This is a genomic window from Lacinutrix iliipiscaria (assembly GCF_042686125.1).
Taxonomy (GTDB): Bacteria; Bacteroidota; Bacteroidia; order Flavobacteriales; family Flavobacteriaceae; genus Oceanihabitans; species Oceanihabitans iliipiscarium.
In genome coordinates, this window is the sequence record NZ_JBHUOV010000005.1 from 19,256 (window position 1) to 36,872 (window position 17,617).

Genomic DNA, 17,617 nt, shown 5'->3' on the forward strand with positions numbered 1-17,617 from the left:
TAATTTATTATTACATTTACACCTCAAAATAAATTTTGAACTAATTTAAAAAAACAAATTATGAAAAAAGTATTGTTAGGATTAAGTGCATTTTGCTTAATCGCTTTTACTTCATGTAAAGAAGATGCATCAAAGAAAATTGATGACAAAAATGTTGCTGAAGCAGCAGTAAGAGACGCTAACTCAACAGATTATCCAATAATCACTTTTGATGAAAAAGAGCATGATTTTGGTGAGATTGAGGCAAAAACTCAAGTAGAAACAAAATTCAAGTATACGAATACAGGTTCTGCGCCATTAGTAATTACAGATATTAAAAGTACTTGTGGATGTACAGTACCTAAAGATTGGTCAAAAGAGCCTTTAGCTGTTGGCGAATCAGGAGAATTTACTGTAAAGTTTAACGGTTCTGGAAAAAATGCTGTAACAAAAACAATTACTGTTACTGCTAACACAGAAACTGGAAAAGAAACAGTAAAAATAAAAGCTTTCGTAAAGCCAGATCCAAACGCACCAGCAACACCAGCTAAGAAACCAGCTGCTGCTGTAAGCGCTGCAGGATCACCAGCTGTACAAACAGTAAAGTCTAGTACACAACCAGGTCACGAAGGTCATAACCACGATTAATACAAATGGGAGAAGGTTTAAGTAGTTTTCTACCGTTTATAGCAATGTTTGCTGTTGTGTATTTCTTTATGATTGCACCTCAAATGAAACGTGCTAAACAAGAAAAAAAGTTTTCTAGTGAGTTAAAACGTGGTGATAAAGTTATTACCAAAAGCGGTTTACATGGAAAAGTAGCAGAACTTAACGATAAAGATAACAGCTGTGTTATTGAAACTATGGCTGGAAAGTTAAAGTTTGATCGTTCTGCAATTTCAATGGAAATGAGCCGAAAATTAAACGTTTCTCCAACAGAGATAAAGAAATAAAATATTTCTAAATAATAAAAAGGCTTCCTCATTAAGGAAGCCTTTTTTATTATAAATAAACGCTGTGTTTAGCAGTTCTTGTATTTGTCATGTAAACCAACACCTTGAAGAATCATTGGTTTTATTTTGTCTAATCTAGCATATTTAGTGGCTTCGCGTTTCGCACTTTCGATGTGCTCGCAGTATTCACGTTGCTTTCCAGGAGTAAGGGCTTTAAAAGCATCATGAAAAGATGTGTTGGACTCGAAATTTTTTTGTAATTCAGGAGGAATAATAACCTCTTTCTTTTTACGCTCGGGTTTTATTTCTTTACCTAAACGCTGATTTTCTATTGCTTCTTTGACGTATGACAGCACAATACTTTCATTAATTTCATCAATAGAATTAAAACGCATCTGTCTTAAACCCTTAGTTTTTTCTTGAGCATTCATTAATAAACCTTGCTCATCTTTTAAAAAGACACCATTAAAAAACCAAACGCAAAAATGATTTTTAAATGCGCCAATACTTAAAACATTCTTTCCATTTAAATCATAAGTAGGTGCTGACCATTTTACAGATTCGTTGAGTTCTGTTGTATTTATAATGTCACGAAGCATTGATAATGCCTCACCAAAATGGGAGTTGATTTCAATGTATTCTTCAACGGAATAAACTTTTTTCATTTGATTAATTAATTTAAAATATCCTTCTTTATGGTTTTAATTTTTGCAAAATTTTCAAGCGATATAATAGTAAAGCCATACGCATCCCATTCAATATTAAAGAAAGCTAATGTCATGCCTTCTTTATTTAAATCTTCGTTTATTTTGTTAAATAACTCAAGAATAAATTCACCATCTCTTTGGTCTAAATCCTTAGATTTACTTCTAAAATTTTCAGTTTCTGAAAAATCAACTTCAGTATTTAGAATGTCAGTAATATACTCTTCAATTTCGCCTTTGTTTTCTTCGCCTCTCCAATCTATATAAACTACTTTGTTTTTAGAATCTCCATAAGCGTACAATAAATCTATAAGCGTAGATTCGCCAGGTGTGATGTAAAAATCATTAATTAATTCCGAATAATTTTCTTCAAATTTTGAGGTATTGTCTACAAATAACTGAAAACAATTTTCAATGTCATCAGCATATTCTGGATACAGTATTTTTGCAATTTTTATAAAATCATCTTTATCATTTATAGGGCTTTTGGAGCTATTTTTAAAGCTTAGGCAAAGACTTACAGTAAAAGCCATTATGAGTATTGTTATTATTTTTTTCATAAGTGGAGATAAGTTTATTTAATTATTTTTTTCAGCCGTTAATTCAACAATCTTACAAATTACTTCTGTAGCTTTTATCATGCTTTCTACAGGAACATATTCGTAGCGTCCGTGAAAGTTATGTCCACCAGCAAAAATATTTGGACAAGGCAGTCCTTTATAACTTAATTGCGAACCATCAGTGCCACCTCTAATGGCTTTAATTAAAGGTTTTATGTTGAGTTGCTTCATGGCTTCTTCGGCAATATCTACAATATGCATAACAGGTTCAACCTTTTCTTTCATATTGTAATATTGATCGTTCATTTCTAGTTCAATGACTTCACGACCATATTGAGAATTGATTTCATTGGTAATTTTTTGCATGACTTCTTTTCGTGCTTCAAAATGCTCTCTGTCATGATCACGAATAATATATTGCAAAATCGTTTCTTCAACTTCAGCCTTTATAGAATACAAGTGAAAAAAACCTTCGTAACCTTCAGTATGCTCTGGAGTTTCAAGTCGAGGTAACGAGTTAATAAACTCAGTAGCAATGTACATGGAGTTTATCATTTTTCCTTTGGCATAGCCAGGATGTACGATTTTTCCTTTCACTTTTACTACAGCACCAGCCGCATTAAAGTTTTCATATTCTAATTCACCAATCTGACTGCCATCCATGGTATAGGCCCAATCAGCACCAAATTTTTCGACATCAAAATGATGCGCACCACGACCAATTTCTTCGTCAGGAGTAAACCCAACACGTACTTTTCCATGCTTAATTTCAGGATGTTGAATTAAGTATTCCATTGCAGAAATGATTTCGCATATTCCAGCTTTGTCATCTGCACCAAGTAGCGTTGTGCCATCTGTTGTAATTAAAGTTTGACCTTTATATAATAATAGATCTTCAAAATAGTCAGGTGAAAGCACGATGTTTTCAGCTTCATTTAAAATCAAATCTTTTCCGTCGTAATCTTCAATAATTTGTGGTTTTACATTGGCTCCAGTAAAGTCTGGAGTGGTATCAAAATGCGAAATAAAACCAATGGTAGGCACTTCGTGATCTACATTACTTGGTAAAGTCGCCATGATATACGCCTTGTCATCAATAGTGACGTCTTGCATACCAATAGCTTTGAGTTCATCGACTAATGCATTGGCCAAATCCCATTGTTTTGCTGTGCTAGGCGTTGTATCACTTTCTGGATCAGATTCTGTATCTATTGTCACGTAGCTTACAAAACGTTTTATAATATCTTCTTTTGAAATCATATGTAATATTAATTATTTATAGTGCTTGAGTGAGATTGTTAACAAACCCTAAGGGCTTAAAGATACAATTTATGTTTTTTTTTGAGATTTGAATTGTGTCATTTTTTATTTAAGTCTATTTTTGCACAAACACAGCCAAATGTATAAACGCTTCATTCGACCTTTATTTTTTCTTTTTGATCCTGAAAAAATTCATCATTTTACATTTAAATGTATTCGCCTTATAAATAAAATACCAGGATTCTCATCTATTATAAAGCAGTTATATGTGATTGAAGATAAGCGTTTAGAGCGCCAACTCTTTGGTTTAACCTTTAAAAACCCTGTGGGATTAGCGGCTGGTTTCGATAAAGACGCGAAGCTTTTTAATGAGTTGAGTAGCTTCGGATTTGGTTTTATTGAAATAGGAACACTAACTCCAAAACCTCAAGAAGGGAATCCGAAGAAACGATTATTCAGACTAAAAGCAGATCAAGCGATTATTAATCGAATGGGTTTTAATAATGGAGGCGTTGTTGAAGCTGTAGAGCGTTTAAAACACCCTTCGACTTCGCTCAGGTCAAGAGGTGTGCTTATTGGAGGAAATATTGGCAAAAATAAAGTCACACCAAATGAACATGCTGTAGATGATTATAAGATTTGTTTTAATGCACTGTTTGATTATGTCGATTATTTTGTAGTGAATGTAAGTTCTCCTAATACACCAAATTTAAGAGCCTTACAAGATAAAGAACCACTAACCAAATTGTTGAAGGTTTTAAAAGAAGAAAACGCCAGTAAAAACTATCAAAAACCAATTCTACTTAAAATTGCACCAGATTTAACTAAGGAGCAATTATTAGATATTATTGATATTGTTGCGAGTACAAAAATTGATGGTGTAATTGCCACAAATACTACAATCTCTCGTAAAGACTTACAAAGTGAAAATAAGTCCGAGGTTGGTGGTTTAAGTGGAAAACCTTTAACTTCTCGTTCAACCGAAGTGATTCGTTTTCTTTCAGAACAAAGCAATAAAGCCTTTCCAATTATAGGTGTTGGAGGGATTCATACCAAAGAGGATGCCTTAGAAAAACTTAATGCAGGAGCCGATTTAGTGCAATTGTACACAGGCTTTATATATGAAGGCCCTCAGTTAATCAAGCGCATCAATAAAGCTTTACTCCAAGATTAATTTTTGAGTTTTTGTATTGGTGTTTATATCTGTCATTTTAACCACATATAAGCCTTTGCTAAGATGTGATAAATGAAGCTCTAATGTTGGGTTTTGTTGCACTTGGATTCGTGTTACAAGTCGACCTAATATATTGTAAACTTCAACAGTTTCTAAATCTCTTGTATTGGTGATTGTTACTTTACCTTGACTAGGATTTGGAAAAAGTTTTATCGCATCTATACTGTTAAGGTCTTCTACACTTAATACATTGGTGAGTGTGATTTCAATAAAACCAATATCATTACCATTAAAAGGTTCGATTGTATTAGACATGTCAAAGATAGAAATAGGAAGATTAGCATCGTTATTTCCAGAAGTATAATTAGATCCACTATCTGTTCCAGCATCATATACGAAAGTCATAGGAATTGTTATTGAAGTTTTCCAATTGCCACTTGCATCTAATAAGTTAAGACCATCAAGACCAATATACCAATCAGGACTAGGTGCTACCATTGATAATAAGGTTAGTAAGGGGAAATCTTGATTGACTTCTAGTCCAGTTATTGTTATTGTACCTGCAGCAGTAGAAAGGGAAGGACCATTAATATATTGTTGAGCATCTAAAGCATCAATAGCGTTTTGAACATCTGTGTCTCTAAAGACATCATTCGTTCCGTTTTCAGCAATCAATTCAACACCAAGAGTAGCCATTTGCCCAACTTCAAAAAAATCAACATCACTATTGTGATTCACTCCAACTAATTTAGACCAATGCGCATTTCCTGGAAGCGACATGTCCATTGCATTAGTATGTTCACTAGCATTCCAAGTACTTGTAAAAACAATATCGTAAGTAGCTATTGATTGCGATTGAAGTGTTGCGAAAATGCTAGCCAGAAATAAGGAAAGTAAAAGTGTAATTTTTTTCATGGTCGTTAATTTTCTGATTAAGTCGTTATTTATTTAAAAGACTTACTTTTTTAAACCACTTAATTTCTAAAAACTTATTTTTGAAAAAATTTCAATATTGAATTACGAGCTTCTTCTTTCTTTTGTATTAGCCACTTCAGCATTAGCATGTTCTCCAGGACCAGACAATATTTATGTTTTGATGCAAAGCATTACCAATGGAAAACAATATGGATTGGCAACAGTTGCTGGATTGATTTCTGGGTGTATTGTACATACTACACTTGTGGCTTTTGGAGTTTCAGCAATTATAAAAGAGAATGATACTCTGTATTTTGCGATTAAACTTTTTGGAGCTTTGTATTTATTCTACTTAGCCTATAAAGTATATAAAAGTGATGCGAGTATTAGAATGACAAATACTAATGCTCCAAAAAAGAGCTTGGTGCAATTGTATAAACAGGGTTTTATTATGAATGTGCTTAATCCTAAAGTCTCTATCTTCTTTTTGGCGTTTTTTCCTGGGTTTTTATTTAGTGACACTTTAAGTACAGTTGTTCAATTTTATGTTTTAGGTCTTCTGTTTATGTTAGTCTCTTTAATCATCTTTTCTACAATTGCTATTTTAGCAGGTACTATTTCAGACTATATTAAACAAAATGAGAACGTTGGCGTTTTATTAAAATGGTTACAAATTATTGTATTTGTAGGTATTGCAATTTTTATATTATTATCTGAAAAATAGTCTTATTTTTACTGTCATGTCTAAACACGTTAAAGTTATTGAATGTCCTCGTGATGCGATGCAAGGAATAAAGCAATTTATTCCAACAGCGCAGAAGGTGCAGTATATTCAGTCGTTGTTACGTGTGGGTTTTGATACGATTGATTTCGGAAGCTTTGTATCGCCTAAAGCGATACCTCAAATGGTAGATACGGCTGAAGTATTAGCGCAATTAGATTTAAGTAAAACGACTAGTAAGTTATTAGCTATAGTTGCGAATCTTCGTGGCGCTGAAGCAGCTTGCCAGCATCCAGAAATAGATTATTTAGGGTATCCTTTTTCTATTTCGGAAAACTTTCAAATGCGTAACACGCATAAGACCATTGCACAATCGGTTTTGATTTTACAAGATATTTTAAGTTTAGCTCAAAAACACAGCAAGCAAGTAGTTGTATATATATCTATGGGTTTCGGGAACCCTTATGGCGACCCTTGGAATGTAGATATAGTAGGAGAGTGGACCGAGAGATTGAGTAAAATGGGTGTGAATATTTTATCGCTTAGCGATACAGTAGGGACTTCAAACCCAGAGAATATCGATTATTTATTTTCTAATTTAATTCCTCAATATCAGAATATTGAGTTTGGTGCACATTTGCACACAACACCAACAACATGGTTTGAAAAAGTTGATGCAGCCTATAAAGCAGGTTGTAGACGTTTTGATGGCGCTATTCAAGGATTTGGTGGTTGTCCAATGGCTAAAGACGAACTAACAGGTAATATGCCAACCGAAAAAGTACTGTCTTATTTAACCTCTAAAAAAGCACATGATTTAAATGCTTTGTCATTTGAAAGCGCTTATAATGAAGCGACTAAGATTTTTACTGCTTATCATTAATTAGTCCTTTTAAAATCTTCCGTAGTTAATTAGGGACTATAATTATTTGTTTCTGTATTTTTAAACTTCGAATTTTAAAAAAAATATGAAACAACTCCTTTTTGTTTTTATCTGTACTATTCACTTTTCAGCATTTTCAAAAGAGTGGAAAAGCCTTCAGCAGTTTCAAAAGGAAACCAAGCAAATAGCATTGTCTCAAAAAGATTGGCTCAAATCCGATAGAAAGCAGAATACTATCGTTTGGCAAAAAGCGAATGCCTATAATCTTAATCATCATCACCCAGAAGAATACATTACCATTAAGCAACGCCGAGATTTTTATGCATGGTTTTACACACATTTAAATCTTAAAGGCTATGAAGTAATATGGCCAAAAATGGCTCATTTTATTTCAAATAAACTGCGACTAATCAAAGCGTTTCCTTATAATATTTTTACCAATAAAAGTATTAAAAACTATGCGTATCAAGGTAGTGAAACTGTTTTTAACCAAGCATTTAATGAATTGCGATTATTATACAATTCTAAAGATGTTATTAAAGGTGAAATTGCTCAGCATTGGGATGAATATATGTTGTATAAAGAACAATACGAATGGTTAGAACAAATCTATCAATCTATAGATTCAAAAAGTTTAAAGACTATAGAGCGTATGGCAAAAGGGAAAGGCTTTTATGGCTTGATGGTCGATAAATCGATTCGTTTTAAAGGCGACATTTCTAATCCAGAAGCGCGTTATAAATATGCCATTCAAAGTTTACGAGACTATTGTAAAAATACTTATAAATAATATTTAGCTAAAAAGATAATTTTAGTTGTATCTTTGTGTGCAATTAAATCTTAATTGCATCATGACAGCACACGACAACAAAATTGTAGGCGAAGGTTTAACCTACGATGACGTATTATTAGTTCCAGCTTTCTCGGAAGTTTTACCACGCGAAGTCAATATTCAAACAAAATTTACTCGAAACATTAGCATCAATATTCCTATTGTATCTGCTGCTATGGATACTGTTACCGAAAGTGCCATGGCTATTGCAATTGCTCGTGAAGGCGGAATAGGTGTGTTACACAAGAATATGAGTATAGAAGATCAAGCCAATGAAGTCCGTCGTGTAAAACGTGCAGAAAGTGGTATGATAACTGACCCAGTAACAATGACCTTAGATGCTAAAGTTATAGATGCTAAAAAGCTAATGGCAGAGCATAGTATTGGAGGCATTCCTATTATAGATGATAACGGATTACTAAAAGGAATTGTGACAAATAGAGATTTGCGATTTGAAAAAAATAATAACAGAGCTATTGTTGAGGTCATGACGAGCAAAAATTTAGTTACAGCTCCAATAGGAACATCGTTACAAGATGCTGAAGGAATTTTGAATCAACATAAAATAGAGAAATTACTAATTGTCGATGACAACTATAAGTTAGCAGGATTAATTACGTTTAGAGACATTACCAAATTAACTCAGAAACCTATTTCTAATAAAGATCAATACGGAAGACTTCGTGTTGCTGCTGCTTTAGGCGTAACAGCTGATGCAGTAGAGCGAACCGAAGCATTAGTAAGGTCTGGTGTCGATGCAGTAATTATTGATACAGCGCATGGACATACAAAAGGTGTGGTGACAGTGCTAAAAGAAGTTAAAGCTAAATTCCCAGAATTAGATGTTATTGTTGGAAATATCGCCACAGGAGCTGCCGCAAAATATTTGGTTGAAGCAGGAGCAGATGCTGTAAAAGTTGGTATTGGTCCAGGTTCCATTTGTACAACACGAGTGGTCGCTGGAGTAGGATTTCCACAATTCTCAGCGGTTTTAGAAGTAGCTGCTGCCATTAAAGGCTCTGGAGTTCCAGTGATAGCAGATGGAGGGATTAGATATACTGGTGATATTCCTAAAGCAATAGCAGCAGGAGCAGATACAGTAATGCTAGGCTCTTTGCTAGCAGGAACTAAAGAATCTCCTGGAGAAACGATTATTTACGAAGGCCGAAAATTTAAATCTTATCGTGGAATGGGTTCAGTAGAAGCTATGAAACAAGGAAGTAAAGACCGCTATTTTCAAGATGTGGAAGACGATATTAAAAAACTAGTTCCAGAAGGCATTGTAGGACGTGTACCTTACAAAGGCGAATTGTTTGAAAGCATTCATCAGTTTATTGGTGGTTTACGTGCTGGAATGGGCTATTGTGGCGCTAAAGATATAACCACGCTTCAAGACCATGGTCAATTTGTGAAAATTACAGCATCAGGTATCAATGAAAGCCATCCGCACGATGTTACAATTACCAAAGAATCACCTAATTACTCAAGGTAGAATTTAGCTTTTACCAACATCTGAATTTGAACAAAGGTTTCTTGAATTGTCACCTTACGAAGCATCTTGCCTATCTGTGATAAGTCAGATGTTCTTTTTTCTTGGCGATTAATTAAGTGTTTTTTACATTTTATTGATTTGTTCATGACATCTCATCGTAAGAATGCTACAATTCGGTATTTATTAGTTTCATATGCTCTCTTTCTGATTCATCTTTGCAGCATCAATCAAATTAATCAATATTAAACACATGAAAAAACTATTACCTCTCTTTGTCTATTTTGTAACACTACAACTATCAGCACAAGTTATTAGTGGAACCGTTACAGATTCTAAAAATAATCCTATTGCAGAAGCTAACGTATATTTAGAAGGAACTTATGATGGTGCTACTACAAATGAACAAGGTGTCTTTTCATTTAAAACCACAGAAACAGGAAGTCAAACTTTAGTCGTTTCGTATTTGTCTTATGAGACTTTTATGATGCTAGGCGATATTTCATTTATGAAAGATTTAAATATAGTTCTTAAAGATGATATTAACACCTTAGATACTGTAGTGCTTTCTGCTGGAACATTTTCGGCTGGCGATAATTCTAAGGTAAATGCATTAAAGCCTTTAGATGTTGTTACTACAGCGAGCGCTTTAGGTGATTTTGTTGGCGCATTGCAAACACTTCCAGGAACCACAACAGTAGCAGAAGATGGACGCCTTTTTGTGCGTGGAGGAGATGCAGAAGAAACACAAATATTTATAGATGGCATTCGTGTATTCACGCCCTATTCACCAACAACGAATAATGTGCCAACTCGTGGACGTTATTCGCCTTTTCTATTTGATGGTATTACGTTTTCTACTGGAGGGTATTCCGCAGAATTCGGACAAGCTCTGTCTAGTGTTTTGTTATTGAATACAACTGGTATTCCTGACCAAGAAAAAACAGATATTGGTATTATGACGGTTGGTGGAGTGCTTGGTAACACTCAAAAATGGAAGACAAATTCCTTAAGCGTTAATGCATCGTATATCAACTTAGCACCATATAATTCTATTTTTAAGGATAGAAACGATTGGGATAAACCTTTCGAAGGTATTTCGGGAGAAGCTGTTTTTCGACAAGAACTAGGTAGTGGTATGTTGAAATTATATTCAGCATTCGATACAAGTAGTTTTGAATTAACTCAAGAAGATATTAATAGTGCTGATGGCGTGCACTTTAAGTTAAACAATAAGAACTTTTACTTTAATGGTTCTTATGAAGGTCATTTGAGCGATAATTGGAAATTACAAACAGGATTGAGTTATACTAAAGCTAAAAATAAAATTAGTTTTGATGATGCAGATATTGATGATGACGAAAATTCTTATCACGCTAAACTAAAACTAAAACATCGATTTAATAATTATTTTAAATTAAATGTTGGTGCCGAATATTTTTCAACACATTTTACTGAAGATTACCAGGATGTATTTACACCATCAGTTGATTATGGTTATACAAATAATATCAGTGCAGCATTTACCGAAGCAGATATTTTCTTTTCAAAAAAACTAGCCCTAAAAGCTGGGTTGCGTCTAGAGTATAGCGAATTATTTAAAGAATTAACGCTGTCTCCTCGATTATCGATGGCTTATAAAACGTCGGAAAAAAGCCAGATATCTTTAGCTTATGGCGATTTTTATCAGAACCCAAATTCTAATATTTTGAAATTTGAGCAGGACTTAGAAGCACAACATACGACACATTATATTCTCAACTATCAATATAATGGCAAAGGACAGTTGTTTAGAGCTGAAGCCTACTATAAAGATTATGATCAATTGGTGAAGTACGATAGTGACTTTGCTAGTTTCGACTCAAATTATAATAGTCAAGGCTACGGATTTGCTAAAGGCATCGATTTGTTTTGGCGCGATAGTCGAAACATCAAGAATGTAGATTATTGGGTGAGTTATTCGTTTTTAGATAGCGAACGGAATTATAATAACTTTCCGAATAGTGCACAACCAAATTTTGCGAATGCACATAATTTATCAGTAGTCGGAAAATATTGGATTAATGATTGGAAAAGTCAAGTAGGTATGAGTTATTCGTTCGCTTCAGGTCGAACTTATACCGATCCGAACAAATCAGGTTTCTTAAATCAAAAAACAAAAGCCTATAACAGCTTAAGCTTAAATTGGGCCTATTTATTGACGCCACAAAAAATTCTTTATTTTTCGGTGAATAATGTACTCGGATTTAAAAACATAAATGGCTACCAATTTGCTAATACACCAGATGTTAATGGCAATTTTGCAAGCCGAAGTTTACGTCCTGCAGCAGACCAATTCTTTTTTGTTGGATTCTTTTGGACCATCAGTGAGAAAGGAACAGACAATCAATTAGATAATCTATAAATTACAACTTATCCATATAAAATGACAATTCAGTCGAAAGAGATTTATAATAACGCTAAATCAGTCGATATTTGTCTTATAATTAATTAAAAATCAAAACACATGCAAAAAGTAATTATCATTGTAGCCCTATTTATAACAAGTATCGCTACGTCCCAAACAAAGTATGAATTAGGAATGCAAAAAGCCTTAGACCTTTGGGGAACTAACGCTATAGAAGCTTCACAGTTATTTGAACGTATATCAAAAGCAGAACCAGACAACTGGCTACCACCTTATTATGCAGCAGCTACTTTAGTGTTTGATGGGTTTTCTAAATTGAATGATAGAGAAGCACTAGAAGCTCAATTAAATAAAGCACAAGACTTATTAAATGAAGCTTCAGCAATCTCAAAAGACAATCCAGAAATTATGGTCTTACAAGCTTTATTATATACTGTTTATGTCGCTAGTGATGGTGCAACTTATGGTATGACCTTATCAGGAAAAGTAATGGCTTTATATACACAAGCCGAACAAATAGATCCTACAAACCCTAGAGTGGTGTACAATAGAGCAGAATGGGAAATAGGAGGCGCGCGTTATTTTGGACAAGATACAGCACCATTTTGTAAAAATATAGAACGCTCCATAGAACTTTTTGCTAACTTTAAACCAGAATCTGAATTTCACCCAAACTGGGGAAGAGAACGTGCTGAGGAAGCTTTAAAAGCCTGTAAATAATTCTTTTTTAAAAAAACAAACACACAATGAAATCAATTAAAAACATATTTATCACTTTCTTTATTGGATGTATCGTTTTCGTCATCGGAAATTTATTGTCAGACGGATTCTCATTTGGTACAGTACGTGGATTTTTAATTGAATTTAGCTTTTATCAATTGTATGCTTTCGTTTTAGGGTATTCTAATATGTTTTACTTTTCATATTTAGAACAACGTAAATGGAACGAATCAGATACAATTAAGCGTATTGTTATTGGCGTTTTAGGCTCTGTCGTTATTACAATTATTGGACTGGTTTTATTGCGAACGTTTACGGCTTTATATTATTTCGGACAAACCTTCGATTATTTTATAGCGCATGAAACTCTTAAACCGTATCAATTTGGACTGTGGATTACTTTAACTATTGTCATTACCTTTCATTTTATTTATTTCTATAATAAATATCAACAAAAGAAAATTAAAGAACAAAAAGTCATTGCTGGTACTGCAAGCGCTAAGTTTGATGCTTTAAAAAATCAGTTAGACCCACATTTTTTGTTCAATAGTTTAAATGTTCTAACAAGTCTAATTGAAGAAAACCCAGATAATGCTCAAAAGTTTACAACCTCATTGTCTAAAGTTTACCGTTATGTCTTAGAACAAAAAAATAAAGATCTGGTTACTGTAGATGAGGAACTCGCTTTTGCTAAAACGTATATGTCGCTTTTAAAAACAAGGTTTGAAGACAGCATCATTTTTGAAATTCCAGACCAAGCTTCAAACCCAGAAAGTAAAGTCGTACCATTATCATTACAGCTCCTTTTAGAAAATGCTGTAAAACACAATATGGTCACTTCAGCAAAACCATTACATATTAAAATATATGAAGAAAATGGCAACTTGGTTGTAGAGAATAATTTACAACCAAAACAAATCGTAAAAAAGAGTAGTGGTGTTGGTTTAAGCAATATCAAACAACGCTATGACTTATTAACCGATAAAAAAGTATTCATCAATCAAGAAGCAAAAAGTTTTGCAGTTGCAATACCAATGCTGACAAAACAAATCACAGTTATGAAAAAATTAGAAACACCATCAGAGCAAAGTTATGAACGAGCTCGAAAACACGTAGAAAATCTAAAAGGGTTTTACTATAGTATTGTCGCGTATTGCGTCGTTATTCCTTTTATTATTTTTATTAATTATAAAACGTCATGGGAATTCCATTGGTTTTGGTTTCCTCTATTTGGTTGGGGCATCGGAATATGCTTTCATGCTTATCAAGTTTTTGTCAATGATGGCGTTTTAGGCATCAGTTGGGAACAACGAAAAATAGAGCAGTATATGAAAGAAGAAGAAAATAAAAAGAAATGGAATTAAATTAAAAGTGATGGAAACAAATCATATCGAACCTTATAAAGAAACAGATCACCAAAGAAGCTTGGCATATAAACGCGCCGAAAAAAGACTTAAAGAAACTAAAACTTTTTATCAGCATCTGCTTGCCTATTGTCTGTTTACACCATTTACAATTTTTATTAACTATCTAACGTATTGGGACTATAAATGGTTTTGGTATTCCCTAATTCCTTGGGGCTTTGGTTTAGCAATACATGCATTTATAGTCTTTGTTCATAAAGGACGTGGCCTATTTGGAAGCCATTGGGAGCAACGCAAAATAGAACAGTATTTGAGAGAAGAAGAGCGTAATAAAAAATGGAATTAAATTTTATGAATCATGGAGAAGTATAATATAGAACCATATAAAGAAAACAATTATAGTGAATCGGCTTATAGACGTGCCGAAAAAAGACTCAAAGAGATTAAAGGGTTTTATTGGCATTTCTTTTGGTATTTGGCAGTTAACCTTTTTATTTCAATCTCTAAAGTTTCTAGCGATTTTAGTCATGGCGCATCTTTTAGAGAGGTTTTTACAGATTTTGGCACTTACGCTGTTTGGCTGTTTTGGGGTATAGGAATTGTTTCGCACTGGTTTGGTGTATTCGGAAAAAACATATTCTTCTCTAAAGATTGGGAAAGTAAAAAGATTAAAGAGTTTATGGATAAAGAAAATAAAATCATGAATAAATATGAATAGGTTTTGGGCGTTACCTTTGTTGCCTTTAGCTTTGCTCAGCCAACAAACGTCGCGCTTTCCACTTAAATCTTTTTTATAGAGCCATTCCTGCAGTGACAGGAATCTATAAAAAAGGATAACGTATCAATCGCTAACGCAAAATAAAAGTAAAATGAATATCATAATTATAGAAGACGAAAAGCCATCAGCAAGACGCTTACAACGCATGTTAGAGCGTTTAGATTTAAAAGTAGAAATCATGCTACATTCTGTTGAAGAGTCTATAATTTGGTTCCAAAACAACGAACATCCAGATCTTATTTTTTTAGATATTCAATTAAGTGATGGTTTATCTTTTGAAATTTTTGAGACTATAGACATTAAATCGGCTGTTATTTTTACCACTGCTTTTGATGAGTATGCTTTGCAAGCCTTCAAATTAAATAGTATAGACTACCTTTTAAAACCTATAGATGAAGATGATTTAGAGCAAGCAGTTTCAAAATACAAAACACGATTGCCTCAACAACAACAGCAAGTAACGCTCGATTTTAATGATATTAAGAAACTCCTTGTAAATCCTATAGAAAGAGAATATAAAAAGCGATTTTCAATAAAAGTTGGCCAGCATTTAAAACTTATAAATATAGATGAGATTGAATGTTTTTATAGCGAAAATAAAGGCACGTACTTATACACTACAGAAGGTAGAAATTATTTAATAGACACCACTTTAGAACAACTAGAACTAGAATTAGAACCACAGCAATTCTTCAGAATTAACAGAAAATTCTTTGTGAATATTCATGCGATTAAAGACATGGTAAGTTACACCAACTCACGTTTACAAATAAAACTAAATTCGTTTAACGAGCAAGATGTTATTGTAGCACGAGAACGTGTAAAAGATTTTAAAATGTGGTTAGAGTAAGCTAGTCTTCAATCCTATTATCATCAAAGGCACTTGGTAATAACTTAGGAATAAACTTTATAACTAAAGGGAGTAATAATGCACCTCCAGGAAGCATAAAAATAGCAAGGCTAGGTATAGATTTAAAAATATCTAGCAATTGTTCTTGTACTTTTTTCTGCTCGTTTTCGCTTAAATCTCTTACTGTAGACTGTGAAATAAGTAGCATTAACTCTTTACTCTGACTTAATTCTTTTTGTAAACGTTTACTGTTTCTAGAAATGAGTTTACTTACCATTTTACTAGAATTATCATAAAAAGTTTTGACAATGTTTTTTGAGCCTAGTAAAGTAATTTGGTCTTTGTAAGTGTCAAAAAACGTAGTTATTGCTGCAATAGCATCGTCAATGGTTTGGTTTTCTAAAAATAAATCAACACCTAACTGATTTAAAAACGCATGCTCTTTTTTATCAATGGTCTCATCTGTCCATGTGGCCATACACGCCATGTCTAAAATATAATAGGTTTCTAATTCACTATTAATAAATGAAATGGCTTGACGGTAAGTAATATTAAATTTTTTCTGATAACGAAGCGATTGTTCAAAAAGCTTAATTAAACTGTCATCATACTTACTTTTTGTTTGCTTAGAATTTAAAACAGATAGGACAATAGTTTCCAGCGAAGATTCTAAGTTTTTAATATAATCCACTGTAATTGCACCATTTTTTAAATAATGCTTATAGGCTAAAACATCTATATATAATAAAGCATTAGTGATAAAGTAATTAAAACTTTTGCTAATCAAGTTGTCGTCAATTAAAACACGCTTATGAATAATATCTTCTAATAATCCCGAAGATTTCTTATCGCCTAATAATTCTCTAAAAAACGATTTTTTATAGTCTTCAATTTTAGTGTAAAACTCTATTGCACTATCAATAAAAGCATCAGAAGCGTTAAGTTTTTTATGAGAAAAATATAAAGCAGAAAGTAAATTTACTTTACAAATTTCTTCATTTGTAAAATCTTTTCCATCGGTTAAATCAGCAACAACAGCCACATTATTTCCGTAAATAAATCCGCTATCTCTTAATGCTAAATAAAACCCTTCAATAGACAAATTATCTAGTACAGCCTTAGCTTCTAGCTCTTTTATTAATTTTTTTATCCAGCCATTTGCTGATGGATTCATGGTTTAAAGATTAGGTCATGTAAAGATAATTTTTTCTGTAAAACAAAACCTATTAAAACTTTTTTAAAACCACCTTTAACTTTTTTGCGTAGGTATGAGTGAGAGTCAAAAATTAATTAACATAAAATCTCATTTATTATGAAAAACTCAAAAAAAAATCACGAACACAAAAATAGCTTTAGTCTCGTGAGTCAAAAATTAAAAATTATTTTAGGACTAAGCGTTTTCACACTAGTAGCTTACTTTATGATAGCAGCCGATCATATTGATGCACCTTCTGTAGCAGGAGGGAATAGTGATATTACTGATTTCTATGCCTTTGAAGCACAAGATACAGATAATGTCGTTTTTATTGCAAATGTACAAGGGTTAATTAGCCCCGAAGCTACAGCTTCAGCTTCATTTAATGAAAACGTACTTGTAGAATTTAATATTGATACTACAGGCGATTATGTAGAAGATTTAGTAATTCAAGCGATTCCTCGAGATGGCAAAATGTATTTCTTCGGGCCAACAGTACCTTCGGTAACAGGATTAATTAGTTCAATTGAAACGATGGCCACACAATCTATGGTTGACATTTCTATCTATGGTTCATCAGTAGTTACAGCAACCAATGCAGGAATGCGCTTTTTTGCTGGCCCAAGAGATGATCCTTTCTTTATGGATTTCGCTAAGTATGGTGAAATTATAGCAGGAACTGCAACAAGTTTTGATAACCCAGGAACTGACACCTTTGCAGGAACAAATGTTATGTCTATTGTAGTTGAGGTACCTAAAGCTATGGTTGGAGGTTCAGGAACAATCAATACTTGGGTAGAATCTAAAAGAAAACAATAAAAATAAATTTAAAA

Annotated in this window: 19 protein-coding genes; 14 read left to right on the forward strand and 5 right to left on the reverse strand. The window is 33.1% G+C overall.

The genetic code is table 11. The features are described from left to right. The first annotated feature begins 60 nt into the window (after nt 1-60). Both ACFS5M_RS09785 and yajC read left to right on the forward strand, forming a co-directional pair. Nucleotides 61-627: a DUF1573 domain-containing protein gene (locus tag ACFS5M_RS09785; protein WP_183489615.1), complete on the forward strand. Its 567-nt coding sequence runs from the start codon at nt 61-63 to the stop codon at nt 625-627. Between the two features lie 5 nt (nt 628-632). Continuing rightward, on the forward strand, nt 633-932 hold the full coding sequence (yajC, locus tag ACFS5M_RS09790; RefSeq protein WP_183489618.1) for a preprotein translocase subunit YajC: 300 nt from the start codon (nt 633-635) through the stop codon (nt 930-932). 68 nt (nt 933-1,000) lie between these two features. Here the strand turns inward: yajC and ACFS5M_RS09795 are convergent, their stop codons facing one another. From ACFS5M_RS09795 to pepT, 3 genes are read right to left on the reverse strand one after another with little or no spacing between them, the layout of a single operon-like run. Next, nucleotides 1,001-1,597, reverse strand: coding sequence for a YdeI/OmpD-associated family protein (locus tag ACFS5M_RS09795; RefSeq protein ID WP_183489621.1), 597 nt, complete (start codon nt 1,595-1,597; stop codon nt 1,001-1,003). Between the two features lie 8 nt (nt 1,598-1,605). Then, complete coding sequence (locus tag ACFS5M_RS09800) at nt 1,606-2,196, reverse strand: DUF6630 family protein (RefSeq protein ID WP_183489624.1); 591 nt, start codon at nt 2,194-2,196, stop codon at nt 1,606-1,608. A gap of 18 nt (nt 2,197-2,214) precedes the next feature. Next, complete coding sequence (gene pepT, locus ACFS5M_RS09805; protein WP_183489627.1) at nt 2,215-3,456, reverse strand: peptidase T; 1,242 nt, start codon at nt 3,454-3,456, stop codon at nt 2,215-2,217. Between the two features lie 139 nt (nt 3,457-3,595). On the opposite strand from pepT, the gene ACFS5M_RS09810 reads away from it, so the two are divergent. Continuing rightward, nucleotides 3,596-4,630, forward strand: a complete 1,035-nt coding sequence (locus ACFS5M_RS09810; RefSeq protein ID WP_183489629.1) for a quinone-dependent dihydroorotate dehydrogenase — start codon at nt 3,596-3,598, stop codon at nt 4,628-4,630. On the opposite strand, the gene ACFS5M_RS09815 is transcribed toward ACFS5M_RS09810, so the two are convergent. After that, nucleotides 4,616-5,545, reverse strand: coding sequence for a T9SS type A sorting domain-containing protein (locus tag ACFS5M_RS09815; RefSeq protein WP_183489632.1), 930 nt, complete (start codon nt 5,543-5,545; stop codon nt 4,616-4,618). The genes ACFS5M_RS09810 and ACFS5M_RS09815 overlap by 15 nt on opposite strands. Nucleotides 5,546-5,642: 97 nt before the next feature. Between ACFS5M_RS09815 and ACFS5M_RS09820 the strand changes: the two genes are divergently transcribed. The 10 genes from ACFS5M_RS09820 (at nt 5,643) to ACFS5M_RS09865 (ending at nt 15,589) form a co-directional block, all read left to right on the forward strand. After that, a complete protein-coding gene (locus ACFS5M_RS09820) occupies nt 5,643-6,269 on the forward strand; it encodes a LysE family translocator (RefSeq protein ID WP_183489635.1) in 627 nt (208 codons plus the stop codon). A 16-nt stretch (nt 6,270-6,285) separates the two neighbouring features. Then, nucleotides 6,286-7,149, forward strand: a complete 864-nt coding sequence (locus ACFS5M_RS09825; RefSeq protein WP_183489638.1) for a hydroxymethylglutaryl-CoA lyase — start codon at nt 6,286-6,288, stop codon at nt 7,147-7,149. Between the two features lie 85 nt (nt 7,150-7,234). Beyond that, nucleotides 7,235-7,939 (forward strand): Insecticidal toxin complex protein, encoded by a 705-nt coding sequence (locus tag ACFS5M_RS09830; protein ID WP_183489641.1) that lies wholly within the window; start codon nt 7,235-7,237, stop codon nt 7,937-7,939. Nucleotides 7,940-8,000: 61 nt separating this feature from the next. Further along, nucleotides 8,001-9,473, forward strand: a complete 1,473-nt coding sequence (guaB, locus tag ACFS5M_RS09835; protein WP_183489644.1) for an IMP dehydrogenase — start codon at nt 8,001-8,003, stop codon at nt 9,471-9,473. Nucleotides 9,474-9,723: 250 nt separating this feature from the next. Continuing rightward, nucleotides 9,724-11,874 carry a TonB-dependent receptor gene (locus tag ACFS5M_RS09840; protein ID WP_183489646.1) on the forward strand — a complete coding sequence of 717 codons (2,151 nt, stop codon included), beginning with the start codon at nt 9,724-9,726 and terminating at the stop codon, nt 11,872-11,874. Between the two features lie 102 nt (nt 11,875-11,976). Further along, the gene (locus ACFS5M_RS09845) at nt 11,977-12,597 is read left to right on the forward strand and encodes a hypothetical protein (protein ID WP_183489648.1); all 621 of its coding nucleotides are present in this window, start codon (nt 11,977-11,979) and stop codon (nt 12,595-12,597) included. Nucleotides 12,598-12,623: 26 nt separating this feature from the next. Continuing rightward, nucleotides 12,624-13,961, forward strand: coding sequence for a histidine kinase (locus ACFS5M_RS09850; RefSeq protein ID WP_183489650.1), 1,338 nt, complete (start codon nt 12,624-12,626; stop codon nt 13,959-13,961). A gap of 10 nt (nt 13,962-13,971) precedes the next feature. Then, nucleotides 13,972-14,307 carry a 2TM domain-containing protein gene (locus ACFS5M_RS09855; protein ID WP_183489652.1) on the forward strand — a complete coding sequence of 112 codons (336 nt, stop codon included), beginning with the start codon at nt 13,972-13,974 and terminating at the stop codon, nt 14,305-14,307. A 12-nt stretch (nt 14,308-14,319) separates the two neighbouring features. Beyond that, complete coding sequence (locus ACFS5M_RS09860) at nt 14,320-14,679, forward strand: 2TM domain-containing protein (protein WP_183489654.1); 360 nt, start codon at nt 14,320-14,322, stop codon at nt 14,677-14,679. A gap of 151 nt (nt 14,680-14,830) precedes the next feature. Continuing rightward, entirely contained in the window at nt 14,831-15,589 is a 759-nt protein-coding gene (locus ACFS5M_RS09865) for a LytR/AlgR family response regulator transcription factor (RefSeq protein ID WP_183489656.1), read from the forward strand. Between the two features lies 1 nt (nt 15,590). Here the strand turns inward: ACFS5M_RS09865 and ACFS5M_RS09870 are convergent, their stop codons facing one another. Further along, nucleotides 15,591-16,763 carry an LETM1-related biofilm-associated protein gene (locus tag ACFS5M_RS09870; protein ID WP_183489659.1) on the reverse strand — a complete coding sequence of 391 codons (1,173 nt, stop codon included), beginning with the start codon at nt 16,761-16,763 and terminating at the stop codon, nt 15,591-15,593. 138 nt (nt 16,764-16,901) lie between these two features. On the opposite strand from ACFS5M_RS09870, the gene ACFS5M_RS09875 reads away from it, so the two are divergent. Next, nucleotides 16,902-17,603, forward strand: coding sequence for a DUF4331 family protein (locus ACFS5M_RS09875; protein ID WP_183489662.1), 702 nt, complete (start codon nt 16,902-16,904; stop codon nt 17,601-17,603). Nucleotides 17,604-17,617: the final 14 nt, after the last annotated feature.